Genomic DNA, 23,883 nt, shown 5'->3' with positions numbered 1-23,883 from the left:
TTATTCGCTCCTCTGATAATTTTTACGGTAATAATCCCAACGCTCTCTAATTTGTTGAGGGGGCTCAACTTTAGGTGCGTCTGGTGACAGTAACCATGTTGCTGCAAAATGAGTTGGGGATACTTCAAACATTGGTGGCACTTTTTGACGATCTATCTCCAATGCATAGTCATTTCTAGGATAGAAAGCATCGCCAGTTGGTGGGTGTAGTAAATCAGGCGGTGTGCCTGGTATGGCATATAAGGCTGTTTCTTTTTGTTCAAGACTTGGCATAGAGCTTAACAATCCCCACGTATAAGGATGCTGCGGATTGTAAAAAACTTCTGATACCAACCCTGTCTCCACGATTCGTCCCGCATACATCACCGCGACACGATCTGCCACATTCGCTACTACACCTAAATCATGTGTGATAAAGATAATCGATGTCTCAATCTTCATTTGAATTTCTTTCATTAACTCGATAATTTGAGCTTGAACAGTCACATCAAGTGCGGTTGTAGGTTCATCTGCAATTAAGATAGATGGATTACAAATTAAAGCAATCGCAATAACGATCCGTTGTCTTTGACCTCCTGAAAATTGGTGAGGGTAATTTGACAGACGTTCTTTTGCATTTGGAATACCTACTAGTTCTAACAATTGTAATGCGCGTTCCATAGCTTCTTTTTTCGACGCACCATAATGAATACGTAAAGGTTCTGCTACTTGTTTGCCTATCGTCATAGTTGGATTTAGAGACGTCATAGGATCTTGGAATATCATGCCAATCTCCTTGCCACGTATTTTTTGCATCTCTTTCTTACTCTTTGTCACTAAACTTTCACCTTTAAATACAATATCGCCTGATGTGATGGTCGCATTGTTAGCAAGTAACCCCATAATACTGCGAGAGGTCACTGATTTTCCAGAACCTGATTCTCCCACTATGGCAAGGGTCTCACCTTTTTTCAAAACGAAATCAACACCTCGAATGGCGTGGACATCTCCTGCATATGTTGCAAATTCTATATTTAAATCAGTCACTTCTAATAAATTTTCCATCTCATCACCCACTAATCTTTCATTTTAGGGTCAAACGCATCTCTTAACCCATCTGCTAATAAATTAAAGCTAATCATAATGACCGATAACGTCACAGCTGGTATCCAAAGTAAGTGTGGCACGTATTGGAAGGTCTTGTACCCTTCATTTAATAATGTCCCAAGCGACGCAACAGGTGGGCGTAAGCCTATACCTAAGAAACCAAGAAAGGCTTCGAAAAAGATGGCTGATGGGATACTAAACATTAATTGGATAATAATAACACTACTGATATTAGGTAAGATATGTCTAGTCGCAATCTTCAGCGGGCGTTCTCCCAATGTTTTAGCAGCTAGGATATATTCTTCATTTTTAACTTTTAACGTTTGGCCTCTAACAATACGAGCCATCGTAATCCATCCTGTAATAACCATTGCAAGGATAATCGACATCATGCCTGGCTCAAAAATGGTTAGCATCAGAATCATCACTACCAAGTTTGGTATACCTGCTAATACCTCAATAAAACGTTGCATAAAGGTATCCACTCGACCACCTTTCATTCCTGAAACAAGTCCATATATCACACCTATCGTAATATCTAATAACGCTGCAACTAAGGCAATTAATAATGACATACGCGTTCCCATTAGTAAACGAGATAATACATCACGTCCTAAACCATCAGTCCCCAGTATATAATTAACACCTTCTGGTACAGCCGCATATTTATCAATAACTGTTCCGTGTTCTTCTACTTTACCGTTTAACCCATTTAGTGGTATACCAGGTATACGCGGTGGTAAGTTCATATATTCAACATGTTGTTCTGCTGGATCATGAGGAGATAACCAAATAGAGCCTACTGATACTAAGGAAATTAAAATCAAAATAACCAGTGACACAACCGCTCCTTTATTTTTCTTCAGTCGTCTCCAAGAATCTTGCATAAAACTAAGGGACGGTTTCTCTTCTATTTCATCAGAAATAATTCCTTCACGGTTTAAAGGTAAAAATTCTGGTTTGATGTTAGTTAACTCATTCTCAACTTTTACAGTCATTATTTTTTACCTCCTGACACTCTAATTCTTGGATCAATTAAACCGTATAGTATATCTACAATTAACATCACAACGACTAACAACGTTGAATACATAATCGTAATGGCCATAATCGTTGGGAAATCTTTCATCATGATTGATTTTACAAATTGCTCCCCAATACCTGGCACTGCAAAAATATTTTCAATAACAAGCGAACCCGTCAATAAACCTACAGTCATAGGGCCTAATAACGTTACTAATGGAATCAAACTGTTTCTTAACCCATGCTTGAAAGAGACCTTCACTCGACTTAACCCTTTGGCTTCAGCTAATTCAATGTAATCACTACTTAATACCTCAACCATTTCTGTTCGTATAAATCTGGCTGAATCAGCTAATGGCGACATGGCTAAGGCCAATGTTGGTAAGACCGTTGACCACATTCCTTGATCCCATTTTGCGATAGGAAACCAATTTAATTTTAACGCAAAAATATATTGTAAAATAACAGCAAAAACAAAGTTAGGAATCGACCGTCCCAGAATTGCGATTACCGTTGAGACTGAATCTATCCACGTATTTTGTTTCATGGCGGATAGCACACCTAGTCCAATACCTAGTACCGTTCCAACAATAATAGCTTGTACGCCTAATTGAACAGATGGTCCAATTCGCTTACCGATTAATTTTGACACAGGTTGGTTTTGAAATTGGAACGAGACTCCAAAGTCCCCTTTACTCACATTTTTTAGATAAATCACATAACGCTCTGCTAAAGGCTTATCTAATCCCGACTGCTTATCTAATAATTCAATTTGTTCGGGGCTTAATTTCTCTTGGTTGGCATATGGCGAACCTGGTAAGAAATTCATTAAAAAGAACGTTGCTGTTATAATTAACCACAATGTCACAATCATCAAGCCTACGCGCTTGGCTAAATACTTCATAAAATTAGTCACTCTCTACCCCACGCCTTTCTTTGTTTAAAACTAAGAGAAACAAAAAACCAAGTTAACTTAGGAACTTGGTTTTTGTTTCCTGTTTGTTAGTCTTCCATTGAAATCCATTTGTAATCAATCTTAGCTCCTGCACTATTAGTGACTAAGTTTTTGATTTTAGGACTTCTTAATACTGATGTTACTGTTTGGTTAAGTGGCAAGACACCTAAATCAGACATTAGAATACGCTCTGCTTCCAATTGATTTTCCCAACGTTTCTCTGGATCAGTTCCATTCTTAACTGCTTCTTCTATGGCTTTATCATATTTAGGATTGTTATATTTCCCACGGTTATAAGCATTGTCTGACTTGAATAATTCTAAGAAGTTACTTGCATCCGCATAATCGGCTGCCCAACCTCCCATAACAGCATCAAAATCACCTTTGTTTGTACGTTCTAGTCGAACGGCAAATGTAACTGGACTAACTGTTACTTTCACACCAGGTAAGTTCGTTTGAATTTGAGATTGAATAAATTCAGAATTTTTCTTAGCACCATCACTGTCTCCGGCTAATAAGTCAAAACTGATTTCCTCTTTACCTAATTCTTTTTTAGCTTTTGCTAAATATTCTTGTGCTTTTTCTTTATCAAATTTAATCATAGTATCCGCATCTTCTGTGAAATCTTTTCCTGTTTTTGGATTTTTCACCATTCCTTGAGGGACAATTCCACTTGAAACGATGTTTCCTTTTGCTAATAAATTATCTACATAAGACTGACGGTCAATGCCATAATATAAAGCTTTTCTGAAATTCTCATTTTTAAATGGTGAACCTTCTTTGGCTTGATTCATTTCGATGTAAGACGTGTTCGCATAAGCATCAATTTGGTAATCAGGATCATTTCCTAATTGTTGTGCTAATTCACTCGATAATGTAACTTGGTCTAACTGACCATTTTTATATAACCCAACCGCTGTACTCGCTTCTTTAATAACAGTTACGTTGATACGGTTTAATTTAACAGCCTCTTTGTCCCAGTATTCAGGATTTTTTTCAAAGGCCCATTCAGTATCTGAACCTGGTCCATCAAATTCAACTGAAACAAATGGTCCATTGTAAACTGATTTTTCACTTGCTGTTGCATAGTCTTTTCCATATTTTTCAACAATATCTTGACGTTGTGGGAAGAAATTAGGGAAGGCAAGTAAACGATCAAAATAGGCAATCGGTTGCTCTAACGTGATTTCTAATTCATAATCTCCCTTAGCTTTAATCCCTAACTCAGCGACTGGTTTTTCTCCTTTGCTGATTTCTTTGGCATTAGTAATTCCTTCAAACATATAGGCATATTGTGAGGCTGTCTTAGGATCGACTGTTCGTTGCCATGAGTAGACATAATCGGCGGCTTTCACTGGCTCACCATCTGACCATTTGGCATCTTCACGTAATTTAATCGTATAGATTTTACCATCATCACTTACTTTTGCTAATTCTTTCGCACCTGCAGGTTGTGGTACACCTTCACCATCTACACGATAGATTCCTTCATAAATCGAATTTATCATTTTACTTCCTTCAGCATCGGTATTTAATGAGATATCTGCAGATGGAATCTCCGTTAAACTCGATAAATTCAATACTTGTTCGGTCTTCCCTTTACCTTTTTCTTTCCCTTTTGAAGACTCTTCTCCCTTACCACATGCGGCTAACGCCAACACTGATACTGAGACTAAACCAATAGATATTAACTTTTTCATTTTCATAGTATTTCCTCCTTTAAACCCGACAACCTTTTTTTCAAGTTCCGTTAACGAGTATGATACAGTTAAACAAATGAGAAATCAATATAATTTTCTAATTGTTTTTTAATTTTGCCGAAAACCAACATAAAAAGCCCTATATATAAGCTTTTCAGATATTAATTTTTATTAATAAACCTACTTTATTAGAAAACGTTTCTTAATAATTAATATAAACAAACGAACTCTCATTTTAATCTCATTTTAAAAAAACAAAAAAGCCTCTAACTTAATAGAGACTTTTCCTGTCATTAATTTTGACTTGTCACCTTTATTCCAATAATACCAATTAATAATAATGCAACGAAGAACATTGTTTTGATAGATAACGTGTCTCTGAATATTAACACACCTACCAAAATAGAACCAAAGGCTCCGATGCCTGTCCAGACCGGATAAGCTAAACTCATTGGTAGAACTTTAATTGCTTTTGACAAAAAATAAAAGCTCGCAATCATACCAGCTATTGTCACTAACGAGTAGTTAAACTTACTAAATCCCTCACTCATTTTCATCGTCGTTGCCCAAAGAACTTCTAGAACACCGGCTATTACGAGGTGTAACCATGCCATTTTCTTCCCTCCTTTCAACTAAAAAAGAGAGCACCAAATTTCCACTTAGACCTAAGGAAATTCGGTACTCTCTTGCTCGGTAGCAATTTAGTTATTTAATTACTTTTATTATACAACCTCTACTCATAGAGTCAACTATTATGACACTACAAACTTTTAACTAGTTTTAACGCAACAGCTCTCGCTGATTGAGGGTTTTGACCTGTTATTAAACGATCATCTTTTACAACATGGCTTTTGAAGAAACGTTTTTTCACAAATACAGCGTGGTGTTGCTTGGCTACTTTATGATTTGAAAAAGGAACTACTGATTTCTTGCCACTTAATAGTTCTTCAGTTGTTGTAAAACCTGTTATTCTTTTACCTTCAATGAGGTACTTTCTTTCACTCGTTTTAACATGAAGAAGTCCTGCGATGCCATGACAAACTGACGTCACATAGCCACCTTGTTCATAGATATCACGAGTTAGCAGTTGCAACGCTTCATTATGAGGAAAGTCCCACATCACCCCGTGTCCACCTGTGTAGTAAATCGCACAATAATCTTTAGCATTCACTTGACTTGGCTTTAACGAACGACTTAGCGCTCTTTCTTGAAACTCTTCTTTTTGATAGATGATAAAGTCCCCATCTTTAGCATAGCTCATACTCCTTGGATCAAGCGGCACATAACCGCCCCTAGGGCTCACATAATCTACTTTATAGCCTTTTTTTGTCACTTCTTCTACAAATTCCGTGGCTTCACCTAACCATAAACCTGTTGCTTCATTTTTATGACCATATGTTGCTTGATTGGTTAAGACTACAAGTATTCTTTTCATTTAGCCATCATCCTTTTTGCTTGAAATATCATAGACTTTAAACACATGACTCTTCTTATTAATCAAACCATTAATATTGGTACAGTGTCAACTATTTCGACTATTTTGTAGACAATTTATTATACTATGAAAAAAATTTAAACTATACTTCTTTTTACCACTATAATTTATAACTGAATAGACGACGATCAGACACACTATAAAAAAAGCGATTATTAAGCCTAATCGCTCAATAATCGCTCTGATTTAAGATTATTCATCTCTTAGTATTGAAAATGAACCACCTTCGATAAAACTTGTGTAGATATGCTCACTTTTCGCCTCTTCTCCACGCATTAAATGAATAATTTTTTCTGCAGCAACCATTCCCCAACGATGTTTAGAATAACCAATAGTTGCTAGTCTTGGCGTTATAAGGGCTCCTAATTCAGAATTATCAAAACCAATTATTCTAATATCTTGGCCTATTTGATAATTTGTTTCAGAAACATACTTATAAACACCTATCGCCATTTCATCATTGAAAGCAAAAATATCAATTGGAAAACTTTGTGGTTGACTAAGTATTTTTTTAGCAACTTCATAACCAGAGTACTCAGTGAAATCACCTTGAATTATTTCATAAGGGGTACCAAAACGGCTCAATTCTTTGGTACTCACCTCAAGTCTTTCTTGACTATCATATCCTTTTTCCGGTCCTGATAACAGTATGACCTTTTGTGAATTTGCATTCACAAATTGTTCAATCGCTTGTGTCGCACCTCCACGATTATCAAGAAGCACTTGCCTAATATTTTCATGCTCTGTTATTCGGTCAAGTACGACTATCGAGTGACCTCGCTCAGCAAACTTTTGAAGTTCTTCAGTTTTAAATGTCCAATCTAAAATTATCGCACCATCAACCATCTTTTCTGGAATAAAAAGATGTGATTTTTTTCCACTACACACAATCATTTCATAATCAAATAACGATAATCCTTTTTTTATTCCTTCTAACAATTCACCATAGAAACTTCCACCATAATCAGCTAGATAAACTCCTATGATATTCGTTTGACGTCTCTTTAACGTACGAGCTGCCATGTTAGGAACATAGTTCAGCTCATCAGCAATTTCTTGGATTCTTTTACGCGTATCTTCTGTTACCTTCGGACTGCCGTTGAGTGCGTAAGAAACAGTTGAAATAGACACACCTGCTCTTTTAGCAATATCTTTAATTCCTACCATGGTCGGGCCCCTTTCTAATGAAATATTTCAATCGTCGTCGTGTCATTTAATAGTGGCATTAAGTCTTCTTTTCTAACTTCCATACCACCTTCTCTATAAGGATTATCTTCAAAATTAAATGAAACTTCTTTGCCGTCTACTAAAATTTTAGATTTTTCGTTTGGATAGAATTTACACTGTACCGTCTTATCAAACAATTGATAAGACAATGATAGGTCTTTAAATTTTTCAGGTAAAATAGGATCAAATACCACTGAATCTGCTTTTTGTCTAATCCCTAAAACTGATGTAATTAATTGATTTAAGTAAATACCAGGGCCACTTGAATAAATTCGCCAGCCACCCTTAACTCCAACGCTTCCGTCTTTAAGTTTACCAAAGTTTTCTTGCGATTCATATCTTGTTTTAAAATCTCCATCAGAACTACTGAAATAGACATTAGCTTGTCGTAATTCAGCATTGTTCACAACCTCTTTTAATTGGATTGGATTTATTTTCATCAGCGCTGACCATGTTTTTTCGTTTTCACCAATTTTCGCCATAGCTTCCGTATAGCGAATATGAGCATGGACATATTGCAAACCAATTTCTCTACCAAAGTTAGCCGCTTGTTCTGCTCGTTTAAAGTTTGTACTAACACCTCCGGCATAAGTCGCCGGTTTATTCATCAAACGAACACCATCTGGGAACATTAATTCATTTTCAATAATGCTTAAATGATGAGCCACTTGCTCAGGAGTCAATAACTCTGCTAGCATACTACGTGTCATCGGTAATAAACGATACTGAATCCCTGTTTTTTTATCATTTGGATGAATAATCTGCTCTACCGTATCTGGTGTGTCCATATAAATAAAGCCAGGAATAGTCTCATCTGCTAACATATATTTTTTATAATCTGATTGAATGCCTTGTGCTAACTCAGCTAAGTGTCTACTGTACTCAGGATCAACAGCCATGATAAATTTAGAGAATTTTTCTAATACTTGATACGTCAAAGCAACTGTCCAACTACTAGCCATCTGCTCTTTTAGACTAGCCTCGTTCGGTTGTAATGTATCGTCCCAGTCTCCGTCCCCATAACATGATAAGAATGTACCTGGTAAAAAGTGTGATTCAATATAAGCTACTTCTTTTTTCAAATGATCAAGTAAAGAATAGGTTTCCGCTGTTTTTAAGTTATTCTCACGTCTTGTATACGGAATTTGTAAGTCTAAAATAGAAAAGTCTGCCGTATGCTCTAAATAATCCGCGACTACTTTTAGTGGCCATACAATAATATCGCCATGACTTTCTCCTGCCTTTTGCTCTTCATATCTATCAAACATGAACCACTGTGGCCAATTCCCATCATCTTCAAATTGATTCTCGAATAAGTGTTGAATAATAGAAACTACCATTTCAGGCTGATGAGTCGCTAAGAAAAACTCAGTAGGACCTTGGGATACATCACGAGTCCCCCAAGCAGCACCACCATATTGTTCTAAACCATGAGGTGATAAATAATGAACTAACATATTATGTGTATACCAACGCGTTAACACATTCATCTGATCAACAGATGGGTCAGAATGGGTCAGTTTAAATGAATTTAGTAAGTTATCGATATAATCTAAGTACTGTTTCTCTGAATCAGTAAAATTCAATACTTCTCCTTTAGTACACGTTCCATCTAATGAACCCGCAATACTTAAAGTGAATGCCTCTGTTTTTTCAACTTCTAAAATAACTAAATCAGCATCATCGACACCTAATAATTGACTATCTGTGACTTGAAACTCACTGTTCATCGTTAATTCGTACGTTAATTCTGGGTAGTACGCTTCTGTTGGTGACTGATTCCCCGTCACTCTTAACGTGTTACCATTTTGCTCCATTGTATATGTTGGCTTCTCTTCTGGCCCCATCAATAAATGATTTGAAATTGCCCAAACATATTTATTTTTTTCACTTGTCACATCTAATTGAATCATCCTTGAATCTGGTGAAGTGAAAGTTCGTATACGAATAATATCGTCGTCTAATTTATAATACCACGAAGCTGAATTTAACCCCATTTCAAAAACCGATGGCATTGTTAATAAGCGCCAAACCCCATTATCTAAAATATAAATACGTTGCCCAGAGCGTTTCATTACGTTCAATGAATTTCTACTATTACTCATTAATTTATTCATTGTTGTATTACCCAGAACAATCTGAGAATTAAAAATACCATACATATAAACTGATGTGCTTAATAACGGTTTATCTACAGTTAAATCCATACCACTTAATAGAATATGCCCATGGGCACGTTCCATTTCCTGTTCTTTTTCTTGAAGAACCACGTGTCGATAATCCTCAGTAAAGAAAGAATAGGTTTGATTATTGACCTCTTCTATCTGCTTCTTAACAGGATACATTGCATCCAGTTCTTTTTCAGATAATGATAAACCTGTGATTGGTTCTCCTATTAATTTTTTAGATACTTCTTTTTTATCTGATAACTCTTCAAAAATTAACCCATCATATAGTTCTTGTAAACTTTGTTTTGATAAAAACGGCTCTTCAGAAGCCTCCGTTTGCGTTTCATTCACTGCTCCGTAAAATACAAATTCGGCAGAGTCACCTGCTAATTTAACAGGTTTAGTTTGCAACCCTGTATAGGCAAATTCATATTGATAAACTTCATTTTCTAGTGTTATTTTTTCTAATACTTCCGGAGTGTCAGTTTGTTTGAATTGACGTCCAAAGAACTGATAACCGTCTGTTGAATAGCCGACTAATTCTTGAAGACTTCCTTGGATAAGTGCAGGGAACTTACCTTGTTGTGGTTGGTTTTGTCTTGAAAGTACAACCAATTCTTTTTCAGATTTCCAAATATGGTGATCAATATATTGTGACACGTAGGCCTCATTAGACTGAACTGCCCCTTTTAAAGCAAGACCAATATCTTGTCCGTAAACAATATCAATCTCCCCTTCACCCTCAACTTGAATGCGCCAGAACCACTGGTTACTCGGTCCTAGCTTAAAATCTGCTTGATATGTTAGCTCTTCAAATTGACCTTTCCATGTCAATTGATTATCCGAACTATAAAATTCACTCTGACTATTTGATCCAATCATCGGTGCGTAGCTAATAGTATCACCTTTTATTTTTCTAAGATATAGCTGGTTAACACTACCATCTAATGAATTTCCTTCTAATTGATTGACCATCATGCCAAAACTTGTTATTTCTTTTAAATCACCTGTCTCTAAAAATGTAACAAGCGTTTCTGCTTGATTAAGTGTTATTGTTTGCATAACTGTAACCTTCCTATCTAGTCATTTAACCTAACTGTCATTGTTGTTAAATCTCTACTATTTCCACCAATCATTACAACAAACTGGCCTGGTTCACTCTTAACTTTATAATCTTTATGAACATAACGAAGCATCTCTTCTGAAAGAATGAAACGAATAGTTTGTGTTTCTCCTGGTTCTAGCCACACCTTTTGGAAATCTTTTAATTCTTTTACAGGACGTGAAACCTCTCCTACAAGATCACGAACATAGAATTGTACTGTTTCTTCACCAGCCACTTGACCATTATTTTTTACTGTAATTGAAACTTCTAATGGCTCTTCTTTTGTGAATGTGTCAGAATTAGTTCTCATATCTTGATACTCGAAGTCACTGTAACTTAAGCCAAAACCAAATGGGTATTTAGCATAATTTGATACATCTAAATATTTTGATACATATTTTTCTTCAGGTGCTGATTCGTAAGGTCGTCCAGTATTGTCTACATTATAGAAGATAGGAACTTGTCCAACCGTTTCAGGGAATGACATACTCAAGCGACCACTTGGGTTATATCGTCCCCATAAAATTTCAGCTAAAGCACTACCACCTTCTGTACCAGGGAACCATGCTTGAACAATCCCTTTAGCTGATTCTATCCCTTGTAAATCTAGTGGACGACCACTGTACACCGTTACCACTACATTTGGATTTTTTTCCATAATTTTAGCAAATACTGTTAATTGTTTTTCTGGTAAGCGAATATCACTACGGCTTGCTGCTTCACCACTCATCCAATCCGTTTCGCCTAGTGCAAGAACGACTTTATCTACTTGTCCTGCTAATTCAATAGCTTCATTAATCGCTACTTCACTTGGGTCAAAATAATCAAACTTTTCTGTCGCAACAAGCAGGTTCTCTGATAATAAATGAGCTCCTTCGACTAAAGATATAGCTTCCTCTTTCTTCCCTTGCCAAGACCATGCACCTAAAATATCAGTCGATTGTGCACCGGGCCCTACAATAGCCACTTTTTCTTGCGCATTAAGCGGTAAAATTGAGTCGTTTTTCAATAAGACCATTGATTTCTGAGCAATTTCTTTAGCTATTTGACGGTGGTCATCACTTAGGATCACTTCAGCTTCTAATTGTTCATCCGCTCCACGATAAGGATTTTCAAATAAACCTAAATCATTTTTCAACTCTAAAATTCTTAACACTGCTTCATCAATCAATGACTCTGTAATTCGACCTTCATCAATCAATTCTTTTAAATGATTAGGGTAACACATTGTCATCATTTCAATATCTACGCCTGCTTTAATTGCCAACTCAGCTGCTTGTTTTTCATCTTCTGCTACACCATGAGCAATCAGCTCTTTAATTGCTCCCCAGTCAGAAATAACAACACCATCAAACCCAAATTCTTCACGTAAAACATCTCTGAATAACCACTCATTACCTGTCGCTGGCACGCCATCAACCGTATTAAATGATGTCATCACTAATTTTGCTCCGGCATCTAGTCCCGCTTTGTAACCAGGTAAGTACATTTCTCGTAATTGACGTTCAGACAAGTCTACTGAATTATAATCACGACCAGCTAATGCCCCGCCATATGCTGCAAAATGTTTGACGCAAGCAGCTACTCTCATATGATCTTCTTTTAAATTCTCACCTTGATATCCTCTTACCATAGCTGCAGCTAAACGACTATTTAATAATGGATCCTCCCCTGTTGATTCCATTACACGGCCCCAACGTGGGTCTCTTACTAAATCAACCATTGGTGAAAAAGTGACATGTAGGCCAGATACCGCAGCTTCTTTTGCAGAAATCTCAGCCATCTTTTCAATAGCACCTTCATCCCACGAGTTTCCTAAAGCTAATGGGATCGGGAAAATTGTTCTAAATCCATGAATAATATCTGCCATTAAAATTGTCGGAATATTTAAACGATTGTTCTTCATATATTCTGTTTGCACACGTTTGGCTTCTTTAGCTCCTGAAATCCCTAGTGTTGTTCCCGCAGTATCGATAATATCTTGATTTAAACCTAAATCACTCATCGGTCCTGTTTTTTCTTCAGCCTTATCTGAATAAAATGCAGCTGCTAGTTGTAATAATTGGTTAATTTTCTCATCTATTGTCATTTCTTCTACTAATTGGATTAATTGTTTTTTATTCATATTCTCACCTTTCTTCTCTATCACATTCCACTTCTAATGGAAAATGATCTGATGGATAATGACCATCAATACTAATTGGTTAATGTTTCTAACAATTGCTTTATCTTAGACATTTCTTTACGAATTTGCTTAGCTTCTCCTCCACCATGACCTTTATTCCAATACACGAGTAACTCTTTCTTTGTTTTTAAGTTATGGTATGTTGGAAAGAATTCTGTCATCGGACAGATTGGATCTGCACTACCTACTGAGGTATAGACAGGGTTTTTAATCTGCGATACAAACTGTTGTGTATCGTAATACGGTAGTATTCTTTCAACCTTCTCTTGAGCTTCAGGATTTTCGCTAAGGTAACGAGTTATGATGTGATAAGAGCCTGTCCCATCTTTGATTCGTTTAGCTAAAGAAGAATGACTCGGAACATCGGCAAATGTTGCTAAGATTGGATGAGGCGTTAAACTATTCACCATCAGTACAATCCCACCACCTTGAGATCCACCTCTCAATATCACTTTATCTTGATCTATCTCATCAAATGTCCTAATAACTTCAACACTACGCAAATGATCTGCATATAATCTTCTCTGGTACCAGTCTTCTACTGATAAAAAACCTCTTCCTAACGGTTCTTCATGCCATACCGTCTGATAGGGAGCACTGTCTTTTGTTAGACCACCTTGCCCACGATTATCAATCACCAAACAGGCACACCCTACTTGTGCCCAATGGGCAAACTGCCAAGGCTCCTGAATATGATTCATATACCCTAAGCATTCTATAACGACAGGGTGTGGTCCTTTGGATTTAGGAAGTAAGACATATCCATATATCCGTTCTCCTAATAAGCTTAAGAAACTCACTTGCTCCACTTGGATCGTATCCAAAGGATAGTCAATGATTTTTCGATTTATATCCAATGGAATTTCCGACAACTCTTTTTGTGTATGTTGCCAAAACTCAAAATAATTAGTCATTCTCAACACCTAACACTTTCTTAAAAAAAATAATTTGGACAAGCGCTGTTGTTGCAAAACCTAATGACATATAAAAAAATAAATTTATTTTACTAAAAATGACAAGCATCAAGAGTGGTAGTATAAATAAAATAATGGCATTAGCACTACTACTTAATACAACATAAAATGTTTCACTTATTGTTTGCTTAATCGGCCAGTTGAATACAGAAAATAAAAAAGTGAATACTGTTAGGGCTAGTGCCGCTAAAGTTAATAATACGATTCCCAAAAATCCCAAACTAACTGATAAGTTAAATAAACTAGTTATGACTAAACCAGCAATTAAACCACCTATGCCGATTAATCCAGTCAAAAGAAAACCTCTCATTAGATTATTTTTCAGTGCCTTCCAAAATGTTCTAAGAATAGGAATATCTTTCTCTAAATAGAGAAGATAAACCGTTCTATACATAGCAATCAAGCCGACTCCACTAAAAATTACAGTCATGCAGGTCATTAAAAATAAGAAATTGATTATAATGATATTCGCAATAAAAGAAAAAACTTTGTAATACCAACCTTCATATGCAAAGAATTTAGTCATATTAAAAGAGAAAAGCGTATAACCTACTGCTCAATACGCTTTTCTCTCCTCCTCTCTTACTTAAGTTTTTCGCGATTTTCTGCCATTTTTTCAGATTTAATTTTCTTAACATCATCCCACTTATTAGCTTTTAAAAATGCTTTATAATCGTCTAATGTCTTATCAAATGTTTTGTCGTCTTTAGCACGAATCATAGAAATAACTGTAGTATTTAACTTAGTATCTACAGCAGTATTTGCTCGAGCCTCTGGTGTCCCTGCATCTGGATCAATATTTTCAACTACAAAGTGCGGTACTAATTTACCTTTACCCCACTCTTGCATTTGTGTTAATGAATTTTCCATTGGCACTTTTAATTGATTAACACGGTCATTATTGAAATATAAGAAACGACTAATGCCATATTTTTTGTTATAAGCATCATTGTCCGTTTCTTCTAACTTTTTAACTTCTGGTAAATAATCAATTTTACCATCTTCATTATAAGCAAATGTTACATCCTCAACGCCGTATTTTGTTAAAATTTGTCCTGGTTCATCAATTAAATAAGTAAATAATTGTGTTACTTTCTCAGGTGATTTTGTATCTTTTGTAATATAATTACTTAACCACCCTGATATCCCCGTCTGATTAAGTGTTATTTTTCTTCCAGACGTGCTGCTTGGAGCATCAATAGCAATATAACGTGTATCAGAATTTTTCATGAATTCTGCAAAATTTCCAATTTGCCCACTCGTACCATCAACAAGCATTGTCGCATATTTACCTTGTTTTACTTTTTCATCAAATGTTGGACCGTCGTCAGTAAAACTATCATCCGTAATATTGCCATCTTTATAAACATTATTAAATGTCTTCAACCATTCAATGTACTCTTTATCTAGATTACGGTCGTAATAGTTTCCATCTTTATCTTCTAAAGGAACACCTAAAAAGTCTTGCAATTTAGCTAAGAATACGCCTGCTCCATCGCCTACTGCAGTGAATCCCATAGGTAATAAATCAGGGAATTTTTCTTTAATTTGTTTCATTACTTTTTCAAAACTTTCAGGCGTCGTAACGTCTGGCTTACCTAATGCATTATAGACATCTTCGCGAATCACAAAATTATCATTAACCGGAATATTGCCACTCTCATAGTCTGCCGCAGTATTCGAATAGTTAGGATAACCATATGTTTTACCGTCATCTAATGCGTACCATTTAAACGTATCTTTATTTACTACATTCATTAAATATGGATCATATTTTTCTGCTAGATCATTTAAAGGGAGTGCCCATGAATTTGCTTTTACTGCTGCTTGACCTGTCATACTCGTAAGTGTCACGATATCTGGCATGTCACCACTAGAGATCATAGCGTTTAGTTTAGAATCATCACCCGAGATGAATTCAATATCCATATTCAAATCTTTTTTGATCTGAGCTGTAGTAACATCTTTCCCGAAAGGTAGTGATGTCCAGGCTGAATTAATGTACCATCTTATTTTTGTTGTTTCTTCTTTCTTATCTAATTTCCAGGCTGGTGTTTTCTCATCTAATTCGTAACGATCTTTAATTGAGACATCTGAACCTGCTTTTTTATCTCCACTTCCACACGCTGTTAAACCAAATACGGCCGTTGTTACTAATAAACCACCTAAAATTTTTTTCATATCTTTTCCCTACTTTCTTTATTCTTTTACTGCACCGGCCATCATTCCGCCGATAAAGTGTTTTTGTAGTAATGGATAAATAATTAAAATCGGTATTGTTGTAATAACTATAGTAGCTAACTGTACGCCATGTGTTGTTGCTTGAGTCACCATATCGGTACTACCACTTTCAGTCATTGTACTCAGATTAGACTGAACAATGATTTCGTAGATTTTCATCTGTAACGGATAAAGATGCTCTTTGGTAATATAAAGTTTTGTTGTCATAAAATCATTCCACTGACTCACACCATTAAATAAAACGATAGTTGCCAATGCAGGTTTTGTTAAAGGTAAGAAAATCTTGTAAAAAATTTGGAACTCACTCGCACCATCAATTTTCGCTGACTCCTCTAATGAAGGTGGAATTTCTCGGAAGAAATTCATTAAAATCACAACATCATAATAACTAAATAATGCAGGGATAATATATACCCAAAAAGTATCTAGTAAGCCTAATGATTTAATTAATAAATAAGTTGGAATCATTCCTCCACCGAAATACATAGTAACCACACCTAACATCGTATAGATACTACGTCCCATTAATCTAGATTTACTCAAACCATAGGCAACGACTGCACAAAATAGTGTATGCGTCGATGCTCCAATAACTGTTTTAAGAACCGAGATGAAAAAAGCTCGGGGAATACTACTATCAGAAAATACTTTTTTATAATTTTCTAACGTGAAGCCTTTCGGCCAAAGTACAAGTCCCTTATCAGCTAATCCAGTACTAGATGAAACGGAAGAGACTAAAATATTCCAAATCGGTACGATAATCACTAAAGAAAACAAGACTAAAATCAACGTATTGAAAAAATAAAACCATTTGTTTTCTTTTGTTTTTCTTTTAATCACATTTGTTGCCTCCTTTATAAAATAACCGATCTTCCATTATTCATTTTTCTAGTAATTCGATCTGTAATAACTAACAATATAATAGAAATAACTGAAATTCCTAAACCAACCGCCGTTGCATAAGAGAAATCACCTTGGGTCAGACCCATTCTATAAACGAAAGAGTTAATTACTTCTGATTTATTTTGATTTTGCGCATTCATTAAAACTAATGTTTGATCTAAATTAGATCCTAATAAACCACTAACATTCAAAATTAGATTCAATGAAATAATCGGGGCTAATAACGGTAACGTAATCGTTCTAATTTGCGTCAGCTTGGAAGCGCCATCAATTCTAGCCGCTTCATAAAATGTTGGATCAATTCTAGACATACCCGCTAAATAAAGAATAGTTCCCCAACCTACTTCTTTCCACAAATCTGAAAGAACAGCTATCCACCAATATTTATTTGGGTCTAATAAATTGTTAACCCCTTGATCCATTAAGCCTAATGACATCAAGATTTGATTTATAAAACCATTTGTTGATAACCAAGAAATTAACATTCCTCCAAAAACAATCCAAGAGAAAAAATGAGGAATATAAGAAATAGTTTGAATGGTTTTCTTTAAGCGTCCATCTTTCATTTCATAAATCATAATTGCTAAAATAATTGGAATCGCGAAACCTAAAAATAACTTCATTAAACTGATTGCTAAAGTATTACGAACAGCTTCCCAAAAGAAACTATCTTCCATTATAATTCTAAAATTTTCTAATCCTACCCATGGTGCGGAAGAAAAAGTATCAACGATAGTATAGTTTTTAAAAGCAATGATAATTCCGTATATTGGAATGTAATTAAATACAATCATGAATGCTACGCCAGGAAGTACCATCCAATGCAATTGACGTTGATCATAAAACTGTTTAAGTTTTTTCATATGCACGGTTCCTTTCTTTTTGGTGAAACGTTTCTACAAAATAGTAAAAAAATAATGAATTTAGACATATCCTCCTCACTTTATAACTTTATTTATTAGTTCTCTCTCTTTTTCTAGTGAAACGTTTCTACGTTTTTTATTATAACTCCATATTTTAAACTTGTAAACCCTTTCAAATGAATTTGTTTAAACTATTAAATAAAAAAGTTCTCTCAGTATTGAACTAAGAGACCTTTTTATTTGCAACATACTTTCTTGATTGTTCTTAATACTGTCGAACTTCAGGTGGTGTGTAATTATTTATAAAGGTACCTATTTCTACTAGCGATTCTGAAAAGAGTATCTTATCGCGGTCTTCTCGTGTAAGAAATCCCTCTTGAACCATCGTATCATACAAAGTCATAATCGAATTATAAAAGCCTTTGTAATTATAGAAGATACAAGGACTGTTATTTTTACCTAAACGCGCCCAAGACACTACCTCTGTTATTTCTTCAAGAGTACCTGGTCCACCTGGCAAGGCAATAAAAGCATCTCCTAATTCGATCATTTTTTGCTTTCTTTCTGACATTGTTTCTACCACGATCAACTCCGTCAAATCATTATGGGCAATTTCTCTAGCAGCTAAGAATTCTGGCATAACTCCAGTTACTTTCCCTTTATTATTTAGTACAGAATCGGCGACTGTTCTCATCAAACCAACTGCACCTCCACCGTATACCAAACTATTATTATTCTTGGCAATCCATGCCCCTAATTTTTCTGTAGCTAACGTATACTCTTTATTATTCCCTGAGTTTGCACCACAATAGACAACAATATTCATTTAAATCTCCCACCTTTAATCGTTTAAATTGCCACATTATTCTGAGGCGTATCGTTTAAAAACTGTTTAACGTTCTCTACTGCAATTGATAATAGTCGTTCTCTCGCTTCGACTGGAGCCCACGCAATATGGGGTGTTAAATAACAGTTTTTAGCTTTTAGTAATGGGTTACTGGAAAGAATCGGTTCATGAGAAACAACATCCGCTCCGTATGCTCGAATTTTTCCGTTATTTAAACCATTAGCTACTGCTTGCTCATCAATCAATCCACCTCTTGATGTATTAATTAAAATAACATCGGATTTCATTTGATTAATCGCGTCATCATTTATCATCTCTAGCGTTTCTGGAAATTGAGGGACATGCAGACTAATCACATCAGACTTTTCATATAACTCTTCAAGACTCACTTGCTTAATAAATGTACTCCCTGACTCTTTAGGACGGTGATTATAATAAATAACACTCATCTTAAAGGCTCTTGCAATCTCAGCAACTGCTTGAGCAATCTTACCGTAGCCTATTAACCCTATTGTTTTCCCTGCTAGTTCTAACAAAGGCGTTTTCCAATACGTAAAATCAATACTATTTTCCCAATCACCACTTGCTACAGATTGGTTATGTCTTCCCACTTGACTTGCGATTTCTAGTAATAACGCCCATGTGAATTGAGCTACCGCATCTGTCCCGTAACTCGGAATATTCGTGACAACAATCCCTCTTGTCTTAGCAGCTTCGATATCAATCACGTTATATCCCGTTGCAAACACACCAACATACTTAAGACTTGGACAAGCTTCCATAATCTCGTCTGTTATTGGAACTTTATTTGTAAAAACCATCTCTGATTGTCCTATACGTTCAATAATCAATGCATTATCCGTTATATCTGTTCGGTCAAATACCGTTAGCTCTCCGAATTCTTCCAAACCTTTCCAACTTAAGTCTCCTGGATTTAAACCATAGCCATCTAAAATAACCATCTTCATCTTAAAATCCTCCATTTGTGTGATTAAGTATTTTTACTGTCTTAATCATATCATTTTGAGTTGAGTTAAACAGTAATAAGGCATTAGAATTTTAGAATTATAAGTAATGAAAAAAAGAGAAGCAAGTGTAAACATGATTCTCTCTCATAAATTTATTAAATGTTTTTATCTTAAAAATCATAAATTGATTCTTTAGTATCAGGCATCACTCCAAAATTATTCATTTCTAACCAATCTCTATAAGACACTGGGTTATCTTTTGTATCAACATCTTTTTTGAATTGTTCATACATGTTTCTAAACCTATTTTTTTCATCTTTAACAAAATGTGAAAACAGATATTTTTTCGGATCAATGATGTCTTTTTTTATAGCATAATCATAAAGTGATCTCACTTCATCTGTATTTAAGTTACTCACTTTTGATACATTAGCATCTGTGACCCTATCATGATCTGCATTTGATTTTTTAGAATAAAATTGAACCGTTACGACACTGCCTATTACAATTATCATAATAGGAAGAAAAAATTTAAACCCACTTTTTTTCATCACAAAATCATCTCCATTCTAGCTACTTAACTAAGAACCTTTTATAACTTCATTATAGCACTCCTTATAGCTAATAAAATCATGCCAATACATATATAACGGCATTTACTACTTAATTTAAAACTATCTATTATTCTTTTTCATCTTAAAACTAACACTCCTTATGTATCTCAGTAACTCAAAATTTATTTTAAAATAACAAAAAATAAGCCCTGATTTCTCAGAGCTTGTTTTTTATTCTACAAATAATGAGTTACCATTGGTTCCGATGACTTCTTTATACCAATAAAATGATTTTTTTCGCAGTCTTTTTAAAGTTCCATTCCCTTCATTATCTTTATCTACGTATACAAAACCGTATCTTTTCGCCATCTCACCTGTTGAGGCACTAACTAAGTCAATACATCCCCAAGACGTATATCCCAATAAATTAACGCCATCTTTCGTCATTGCATCTGACATTGCTTTCATGTGCTTGCGCAAATAATCAATACGATAATCATCGTTAATTTTGCCATCCTTCACTTCGTCGGCTGCCCCTAAACCATTTTCAACAATAAATAATGGTTTTTCGTATCTTTCAAACAATACATTTAATGTTAACCTTAAACCTAGTGGGTCAATTTGCCATCCCCAATCACTTATTTCTAAATGAGGATTCCTTAAGGTTGGGATAACATTCCCTCCTGTTGATTCACCTTTACTAGGATCTGAACTTGTTAAACGTGATGCGTAATAACTAAATGATATAAAATCAACAGTATTTTCTGATAATATCATCTCATCTTCAGGCAACATCTTTATTTCAATACCGTTAGTCTTCATCTTCTGTTTGGCATATTCAGGGTAATGCCCTCTTACTTGAACATCGCTAAAGAAAAAAGTTTCTCTGTTTTTTTCTAAAGCATCAAAAACATCCTTTGGATCACAGGAGTACGGATAAAACTGACCAGCGGCAAGCATACACCCTATCTGGAATGTACTATCAATCTCCTTAGCAAGTTTTGTTGCTAAGGCAGAAGCGATTAGTTCATGATGCGCCACTTGATATTTTACTTGCTCTTTATCTTCTCCATCTTCAAATAAAATTCCCGCTCCCATAAACGGCATATGTAAAAGCATATTAATTTCATTAAATGTTATCCAATATTTAACTTTTCCTTTAAACGTTTCAAATAATACCTTACAATATTTCAAATAGGCATCAATGACTTTACGGTCACGCCATGATCCATATTTCTCTATTAGTTGAAGGGGCATATCAAAATGACAGATTGTAATTAATGGTTCAATATTATTCGCTAATAATTTATCTACAATTTTAGAATAAAAGTCGATTCCTTCTTTATTTGACTCACATTCTTCCCCTGTAGGAAAAATTCTACTCCAAGAAATAGAAAAACGATAAACACTGAACCCCATTTCAATCATATAATCAATATCTTCCTCCCAATGATTGTAAAAATCAACAGCCTCTCGTGCTGGGTAGATACTCTCCTCATTTAATTCTTTATAATCAAACATTCCTCTCATAACATCACGTCTCTTATTTCCAGAAGGTATAACATCAACAAGTGCTTTACCTTTGCCACCTTGTCCAAATCCACCTTCATATTGATTAGCAGCTGTCGCACCTCCCCATAAAAAATCTTTTGGAAATTTTTGTTCAATGCTATTAACCATCAGTTTCCTCCTTCTAATAACAAGTCACCCGTTATTATTTTATCGTTTGCTTTCAGTTTTATATCTGAAAAATCTTTTGGATTGGTTACTATAATTGGGGTTGTTATATCATACCCTTCATCTAAAATCATTTGTAAATCAACATTTAGTAATTTGTCACCCATTTTCACTTTATCTCCTGTTTTAACAAACACTTCAAAAGGTCTACCTTCCATTTTCACAGTATCCAAACCAACATGAATTAATAATTCTAATCCGTCATCTGATCGAATTCCAATAGCATGTTTTGTATCAAAAACCATTTCTATACTGCCACTTACAGGCGAATAAAACTCTCCTTTTTCTGGTATAATTCCATACCCTTCCCCCATTATTCCACTAGAAAATGCAGAATCTTGAACTTCTTGTAACGGTATTACTTTTCCTTCAACAGGTGCATATACTTTTGATAATATAGGTTCTGTTATATTTCCGTCACTATCCGACTCTACTTGTTCTTCGTTTTCTTTATATAATACATAAGAAATTATAAAAGCAATCACAAACGCTATTAGGGCTCCTATACATGCAAATATCAAATTACTAAATCCATCTTCTCCAATATATACTGGTAATGTCATAAGTCCAGGAGATCCTGATGCAAACCTTTTAACACCAAACATTCCAATAAATAGACCTCCTATTGCACCACCAATCATTGATGAATATAACGGTGTTTTAAATCTCATATTTACACCAAACAAGGCAGGTTCTGTAATACCACACACTGCAGTTATTCCTGCAGAAACAGCTAACTCTTTTAATGTTTTATCTTTTGTCTTCATACCTACAGCGAGTGCCGCTCCACCCTGAGCAATATTTGAAGCTAAATTTGAAGGACCTATCATAGCATCATATCCTACGGTCATTATATTATTTGCTCCAATCGGGATCACACCGTAGTGAGTACCCGTTAAAACTAATAACGGGAACAAGCCACCTAAAATCATCGGTACTAACCAACCAACATGTAGATCTAAGAAAGTGATGGCTGATGCTATTCCATTACCGATAACAAAACCGATTGGACCTAATACAACTAGACTAACAATACCTGTGACTAAGATAGTTATTAAAGGAACTGTAAAGAATTTTATCATCTTAGGTGAATAATGGTCCGCATATTTTTCAACATAAGACATGAACCAGATTGATAATATAATAGGAACTACAGATGAGCCATATGTTGCATTATAAACAGGCAGGAATGATAACTTTATCGCTTCTCCAGATTCAATAGAGGCGCCTACCATTGATACAAAATTCGGATGAAGTAATACCCCACCAACCATCATCGCAAGGTAAGGATTAGCTCCAAACTTTTTAGCAGCCGAATTTGCTAGTAGTAAAGGTAAAAAATAAAAACCTGCATCTGCCATAAAACTAACAATTTGATAGGTTTGAGCTGTATTATCTACCCAATTAAACGCTACTAATAGCGCTAGAAAAGCTTTTATCATTCCGGATGCTGTTATCGCAGGTAAAATTGGCGTAAAAATACTTGAAATTGTATCAAGAAATTTTGCTCCAATCCCTTTTTTCTTTTCAGTCACATTCTTTTGATTAGCTTCTTCCTTTAAATCCAATAGCGGCTCTATTTCTTTATATACTTGACGGACATCACTACCTATAATCACTTGATACTGCCCACCACCAGATGTCACACCTACAACGCCTTTTGTTTTTTCTAATACTTTTTTATTAGCCAAAGACTCATTTAATAAAACAAATCTTAGTCTTGTTGCACAATGAGTTAAACTTTTTATATTAGATTTTCCACCAACATTTTCAATAATCAGTTGTGCTAGTTCTTTGTAATTCATATTTTCCTCCTTCTAAAAAGAAAAATACCTAAACAAACTCATCTTGT

At 35.2% G+C, this 23,883-nt stretch carries 19 protein-coding genes and 1 pseudogene; all 20 read right to left on the bottom strand.

Annotated features, from left to right (window positions below; genetic code table 11):
- Entirely contained in the window at nucleotides 1-1,044 is a 1,044-nt protein-coding gene (locus tag OL233_RS01715) for an ABC transporter ATP-binding protein (RefSeq protein WP_275470635.1), read from the bottom strand.
- Between the two features lie 11 nt (nucleotides 1,045-1,055).
- Nucleotides 1,056-2,084, bottom strand: coding sequence for an ABC transporter permease (locus tag OL233_RS01710; protein WP_367618484.1), 1,029 nt, complete (start codon nucleotides 2,082-2,084; stop codon nucleotides 1,056-1,058).
- Nucleotides 2,084-3,025 (bottom strand): oligopeptide ABC transporter permease, encoded by a 942-nt coding sequence (gene opp3b / locus OL233_RS01705; protein WP_275470634.1) that lies wholly within the window; start codon nucleotides 3,023-3,025, stop codon nucleotides 2,084-2,086. The genes OL233_RS01710 and opp3b overlap by 1 nt, the downstream gene beginning before the upstream one ends.
- 86 nt (nucleotides 3,026-3,111) lie before the next feature.
- The gene (locus OL233_RS01700) at nucleotides 3,112-4,764 is read right to left on the bottom strand and encodes a peptide ABC transporter substrate-binding protein (protein ID WP_275470831.1); all 1,653 of its coding nucleotides are present in this window, start codon (nucleotides 4,762-4,764) and stop codon (nucleotides 3,112-3,114) included.
- A 293-nt stretch (nucleotides 4,765-5,057) separates the two neighbouring features.
- Nucleotides 5,058-5,378, bottom strand: a complete 321-nt coding sequence (locus OL233_RS01695) for a DMT family transporter (RefSeq protein WP_275470633.1) — start codon at nucleotides 5,376-5,378, stop codon at nucleotides 5,058-5,060.
- 146 nt (nucleotides 5,379-5,524) lie between these two features.
- On the bottom strand, nucleotides 5,525-6,199 hold the full coding sequence (locus tag OL233_RS01690; protein ID WP_275470632.1) for a type 1 glutamine amidotransferase domain-containing protein: 675 nt from the start codon (nucleotides 6,197-6,199) through the stop codon (nucleotides 5,525-5,527).
- 252 nt (nucleotides 6,200-6,451) lie between these two features.
- Nucleotides 6,452-7,426 (bottom strand): LacI family DNA-binding transcriptional regulator, encoded by a 975-nt coding sequence (locus OL233_RS01685; RefSeq protein ID WP_275470631.1) that lies wholly within the window; start codon nucleotides 7,424-7,426, stop codon nucleotides 6,452-6,454.
- A gap of 14 nt (nucleotides 7,427-7,440) precedes the next feature.
- Complete coding sequence (locus tag OL233_RS01680) at nucleotides 7,441-10,716, bottom strand: GH36-type glycosyl hydrolase domain-containing protein (protein ID WP_275470630.1); 3,276 nt, start codon at nucleotides 10,714-10,716, stop codon at nucleotides 7,441-7,443.
- Between the two features lie 17 nt (nucleotides 10,717-10,733).
- On the bottom strand, nucleotides 10,734-12,884 hold the full coding sequence (locus tag OL233_RS01675; RefSeq protein WP_275470629.1) for a glycoside hydrolase family 3 N-terminal domain-containing protein: 2,151 nt from the start codon (nucleotides 12,882-12,884) through the stop codon (nucleotides 10,734-10,736).
- A 71-nt stretch (nucleotides 12,885-12,955) separates the two neighbouring features.
- The gene (locus OL233_RS01670; protein WP_275470628.1) at nucleotides 12,956-13,858 is read right to left on the bottom strand and encodes an acetylxylan esterase; all 903 of its coding nucleotides are present in this window, start codon (nucleotides 13,856-13,858) and stop codon (nucleotides 12,956-12,958) included.
- A complete protein-coding gene (locus tag OL233_RS01665; RefSeq protein WP_275470834.1) occupies nucleotides 13,851-14,213 on the bottom strand; it encodes a hypothetical protein in 363 nt (120 codons plus the stop codon). The genes OL233_RS01670 and OL233_RS01665 overlap by 8 nt, the downstream gene beginning before the upstream one ends.
- A 24-nt stretch (nucleotides 14,214-14,237) precedes the next feature.
- Nucleotides 14,238-14,348: pseudogene (locus OL233_RS01660) on the bottom strand (DUF624 domain-containing protein); the annotation flags it as partial.
- Nucleotides 14,349-14,500: 152 nt separating this feature from the next.
- On the bottom strand, nucleotides 14,501-16,099 hold the full coding sequence (locus OL233_RS01655) for a type 2 periplasmic-binding domain-containing protein (protein ID WP_275470627.1): 1,599 nt from the start codon (nucleotides 16,097-16,099) through the stop codon (nucleotides 14,501-14,503).
- Between the two features lie 18 nt (nucleotides 16,100-16,117).
- Nucleotides 16,118-16,999, bottom strand: coding sequence for a carbohydrate ABC transporter permease (locus tag OL233_RS01650; RefSeq protein WP_275470626.1), 882 nt, complete (start codon nucleotides 16,997-16,999; stop codon nucleotides 16,118-16,120).
- Nucleotides 17,000-17,013: 14 nt separating this feature from the next.
- Nucleotides 17,014-17,925, bottom strand: coding sequence for an ABC transporter permease (locus OL233_RS01645; protein ID WP_275470625.1), 912 nt, complete (start codon nucleotides 17,923-17,925; stop codon nucleotides 17,014-17,016).
- Nucleotides 17,926-18,190: 265 nt separating this feature from the next.
- On the bottom strand, nucleotides 18,191-18,751 hold the full coding sequence (locus OL233_RS01640) for an LOG family protein (RefSeq protein WP_275470624.1): 561 nt from the start codon (nucleotides 18,749-18,751) through the stop codon (nucleotides 18,191-18,193).
- Between the two features lie 23 nt (nucleotides 18,752-18,774).
- Entirely contained in the window at nucleotides 18,775-19,740 is a 966-nt protein-coding gene (locus OL233_RS01635) for a D-2-hydroxyacid dehydrogenase (protein ID WP_275470623.1), read from the bottom strand.
- A 170-nt stretch (nucleotides 19,741-19,910) separates the two neighbouring features.
- Nucleotides 19,911-20,255, bottom strand: a complete 345-nt coding sequence (locus OL233_RS01630) for a hypothetical protein (RefSeq protein ID WP_275470622.1) — start codon at nucleotides 20,253-20,255, stop codon at nucleotides 19,911-19,913.
- A gap of 270 nt (nucleotides 20,256-20,525) precedes the next feature.
- A complete protein-coding gene (locus OL233_RS01625; protein WP_275470621.1) occupies nucleotides 20,526-21,974 on the bottom strand; it encodes a 6-phospho-beta-glucosidase in 1,449 nt (482 codons plus the stop codon).
- On the bottom strand, nucleotides 21,974-23,836 hold the full coding sequence (locus tag OL233_RS01620) for a beta-glucoside-specific PTS transporter subunit IIABC (RefSeq protein ID WP_275470620.1): 1,863 nt from the start codon (nucleotides 23,834-23,836) through the stop codon (nucleotides 21,974-21,976). The genes OL233_RS01625 and OL233_RS01620 overlap by 1 nt, the downstream gene beginning before the upstream one ends.
- Between the last annotated feature and the right edge of the window lie 47 nt (nucleotides 23,837-23,883).

The sequence above is a fragment of the Vagococcus proximus genome (genome assembly GCF_029143285.1).
GTDB classification, from domain to species: domain Bacteria; phylum Bacillota; class Bacilli; order Lactobacillales; family Vagococcaceae; genus Vagococcus_D; species Vagococcus_D proximus.
The sequence above is the reverse complement of the archived record's forward strand: the minus strand, read 5'-3'. Positions and strand labels throughout refer to the sequence as shown.

Excerpts from the sequence above, each read along its gene's own strand:
- OL233_RS01715 (WP_275470635.1), bottom strand. The coding sequence starts at position 1,044 with ATGGAAAATTTATTAGAAGTGACTGATTTAAATATAGAATTTGCAACA.
- OL233_RS01710 (WP_367618484.1), bottom strand. The coding sequence starts at position 2,084 with ATGACTGTAAAAGTTGAGAATGAGTTAACTAACATCAAACCAGAATTT.
- OL233_RS01700 (WP_275470831.1), bottom strand. The coding sequence starts at position 4,764 with ATGAAAAAGTTAATATCTATTGGTTTAGTCTCAGTATCAGTGTTGGCG.
- OL233_RS01695 (WP_275470633.1), bottom strand. The coding sequence starts at position 5,378 with ATGGCATGGTTACACCTCGTAATAGCCGGTGTTCTAGAAGTTCTTTGG.
- OL233_RS01690 (WP_275470632.1), bottom strand. The coding sequence starts at position 6,199 with ATGAAAAGAATACTTGTAGTCTTAACCAATCAAGCAACATATGGTCAT.
- OL233_RS01685 (WP_275470631.1), bottom strand. The coding sequence starts at position 7,426 with ATGGTAGGAATTAAAGATATTGCTAAAAGAGCAGGTGTGTCTATTTCA.
- OL233_RS01680 (WP_275470630.1), bottom strand. The coding sequence starts at position 10,716 with ATGCAAACAATAACACTTAATCAAGCAGAAACGCTTGTTACATTTTTA.
- OL233_RS01675 (WP_275470629.1), bottom strand. The coding sequence starts at position 12,884 with ATGAATAAAAAACAATTAATCCAATTAGTAGAAGAAATGACAATAGAT.
- OL233_RS01670 (WP_275470628.1), bottom strand. The coding sequence starts at position 13,858 with ATGACTAATTATTTTGAGTTTTGGCAACATACACAAAAAGAGTTGTCG.
- OL233_RS01655 (WP_275470627.1), bottom strand. The coding sequence starts at position 16,099 with ATGAAAAAAATTTTAGGTGGTTTATTAGTAACAACGGCCGTATTTGGT.
- OL233_RS01645 (WP_275470625.1), bottom strand. The coding sequence starts at position 17,925 with ATGAAAAAACTTAAACAGTTTTATGATCAACGTCAATTGCATTGGATG.
- OL233_RS01640 (WP_275470624.1), bottom strand. The coding sequence starts at position 18,751 with ATGAATATTGTTGTCTATTGTGGTGCAAACTCAGGGAATAATAAAGAG.
- OL233_RS01635 (WP_275470623.1), bottom strand. The coding sequence starts at position 19,740 with ATGAAGATGGTTATTTTAGATGGCTATGGTTTAAATCCAGGAGACTTA.
- OL233_RS01630 (WP_275470622.1), bottom strand. The coding sequence starts at position 20,255 with ATGATAATTGTAATAGGCAGTGTCGTAACGGTTCAATTTTATTCTAAA.
- OL233_RS01625 (WP_275470621.1), bottom strand. The coding sequence starts at position 21,974 with ATGGTTAATAGCATTGAACAAAAATTTCCAAAAGATTTTTTATGGGGA.
- OL233_RS01620 (WP_275470620.1), bottom strand. The coding sequence starts at position 23,836 with ATGAATTACAAAGAACTAGCACAACTGATTATTGAAAATGTTGGTGGA.